Below are 2781 nucleotides of genomic sequence, written 5' to 3' on the forward strand. Positions count from 1 at the left end.
TCCGCCTCTTCATCTGGCTGAAAATATCCCGGGGGTGAATTGGCCGCCAGGCCAAGAGGGGGCCGGCCCCCTCTCACCTCCTCATAGTGCGGTTACAGCGCGGTCCAGCCGCCGTCGACGCTGATCGCGGTGCCGGTGATCTGCGCCGCCGCGTCCGAGCACAGGAACACAGCAGTGCCGCCCAGCTGCTCGACAGTGGCGAACTCGCGGCTCGGCTGGCGCTCCAGCATCACCTTCTTGATCACCTCTTCCCGGCCCATGCTGTATTTCTCCATAGTGTCCGGAATCTGCGCCTCCACCAGCGGCGTCAGCACATAGCCCGGGCAGATCGCATTGCAGGTGATCGGCTCTTCGGCGGTTTCCAGAGCCACCGTCTTGGTCATGCCCACGACTCCATGCTTCGCTGCCACATAAGCCGCTTTGTAGGGCGAGGCCGTCAATCCGTGCGCAGAGGCGATGTTGACGATCCGCCCCCAGCCCGCGGCCCGCATCATGGGCAGGGCCGCCGCCATGGTGTGGAAGTTCGAGTTCATGTTGATGGCGATGATCGCATCCCACTTGTCCTGCGGAAATTCGTCGATCGGCGCGACATGCTGAATGCCAGCATTGTTCACAAGGATATCGCAGGACCCGGCCTTTTCGATCAGCGCCCGGCAGTCGGCACCCTTGGACATATCGGCCTGGACGTACTGTGCCTGGACGCCGAACTCATTGGCCAGCTCTTCAGCCAGCGCGTGGTCTTCCTCCCGGTCGGTGAAGGAGTTCAGCACCACATTGGCCCCTGCCCGCGCCAGTTCGCGTGCAACCCCCAGGCCAATGCCTGAATTCGATCCGGTGATGACGGCAGTCTTCCCTTGCAAGGACATCAGCTTCTCCGCTTTGGCTCAATGAAACTGGCGCCACTGTGCCATGCTGCAGATGCAAAGGGAACGCGTAAGACGACGCAGAGCCCCGGCGGAACGCAGGGGCATTTGCGGTCAAAACGGAAGGGAAACAGGCCAGAAAAAAACGCCCGCACAAGGCGGGCGTTAGTTATTGAGGCAGGTTTCATACAGGCAAGAAACCTATCGAGCAGTGATCTCTTTATAAGCAATTTCCGGCTTTCGTCCAAGCTAAAAGTTTGAAAAGACGAAAAAGCGCACGTAGCGTGCAGAGGCAAGAAAATAAGGGCAGAGCGGGATTGTTGTGAAACTGCGAAAAGAAAATTTCCTGAATCTTCGCACGGCACTGGCTGGAATCACCTTGGCATTTGCCGCGAATTCCGCGCAGGCAGAATCGGCGCATGGCATAGCTATGTACGGGGACCCCGCCCTGCCACCGGATTTTGTGTCTTTGCCCTACGCCAACCCCGATGCCCCCAAAGGCGGCAAGGTGGTCTTTGGCAACACCGGCGGCTTTGACTCTCTGAACCCGTTCACCCTCAAAGGGACCTCTCCCTGGCAGCTGAGGTTCTGGGGATACGAAAGCCTGATGGGCCGCTCGTGGGGCGAACCTTTCACCCTGTACGGCCTCCTGGCCGAATCGATTGAGGTGCCGGAGGACCGCTCCTGGGTGGAATTCACCCTGCGGGAAGAGGCACGATTCTCCGACGGCAGCCCGGTCACCATCGAGGATGTGATTTGGTCCTATGAAACGCTCGGCACCCAAGGGCATCCCCGTTACCGCGGATTCTGGGCCAAGGTAGAGCGGATCGAACAGACCGGCCCGCGCAGCCTGCGCTTGACCTTCAACACTGAGGACCGCGAGCTGGCCCTGATCGCCGGAATGCGCCCGATCCTGAAAAAGGCGCAGTGGGAGGGCAAGGATTTTGCCAGCGCCACCGTCGAGGGCGCGCCCATCGGCACCGGGGCCTATGTGGTCAGCGCCTATGAGCCGGGCCGCTTTGTGACCCTGCGCCGCAATCCGGATTACTGGGGCAAGGACCTGCCCCTGCAGCGCGGCACCCAGAATTTCGACGAGATGCGCATCGACTTCTTCGGCGACGAGACCGTGCTGTTCGAAGCCTTCAAGGCGGGCGAGTTGAGCGCGGTGCGCGAGTTCAATGCCGACAAATGGGACAGTGTCTACAGCTTCCCGGCCGTCACCCGCGGCGATGTGGTCAAAAGCGAGATCCCGCACCAGCGCCCTTCCGGTATGACCGGACTGGTGATGAATACGCGCCGTGCGCCGCTGGATGATTGGCGCGTGCGCGAGGCGCTGCTGCTGGCATTCAACTTCGAATACATCAACGGCACCGTGACCGGCGGCGTGCAGCCGCGCATCACCTCCTATTTCTCCGGCTCGGCACTGGGACTGCAGCCGGGGGCGGCCAGCGGCAAGGTGCGCGCGCTGCTGGAGCCGTTTGCGGACAGCCTGCTGCCCGGCACGCTGGACGGCTATACCCTGCCCCAGGGCGACGGCAGCAAGCGCAACCGCGGCAACCTGCGCAAGGCCATGAAATTGCTGGAAGACGCAGGCTGGACCGTCACCGGTGGGGTGCTGCGCAATAGTGAAGGACAAGCGCTGGACCTCACCGTGCTGATCCGCCAGGGCGACGGCGAGATGAAGACGGTGACGGAAATCTACGCCCGGGCGCTGGAGCGTCTGGGCATAACCCTCACCGCCGAAACTGTCGACAACGCGCAATATGTGGAGCGCGAAAACGCCTATGACTTCGACCTGACCCGCTACCGCCGGGAACTGTCGCTGAGCCCCGGCAACGAGCAGCGCTACTATTGGGGCAGCGACGGGGTTTCCCAGCCCGGCAGCCGAAACCTGATGGGGATGGACAGCCCCGCCGCC

2 protein-coding genes are annotated in these 2781 nt (G+C 62.1%); one reads left to right on the top strand and one right to left on the bottom strand.

Annotation, left to right across the window (positions count from 1 at the left end; translation table 11 throughout):
- Positions 1-92 precede the first annotated feature (92 nt).
- On the bottom strand, positions 93-866 hold the full coding sequence (locus AC4HIX_RS20735) for a 3-hydroxybutyrate dehydrogenase (RefSeq protein WP_490400339.1): 774 nt from the start codon (positions 864-866) through the stop codon (positions 93-95).
- Positions 867-1293: 427 nt separating this feature from the next.
- On the opposite strand from AC4HIX_RS20735, the gene AC4HIX_RS20740 reads away from it, so the two are divergent.
- Positions 1294-2781: extracellular solute-binding protein (locus tag AC4HIX_RS20740; RefSeq protein ID WP_490400340.1), on the top strand; the 1488-nt coding region annotated here is incomplete at its 3' end.

The sequence above is a fragment of the Leisingera sp. genome (assembly GCF_982940295.1).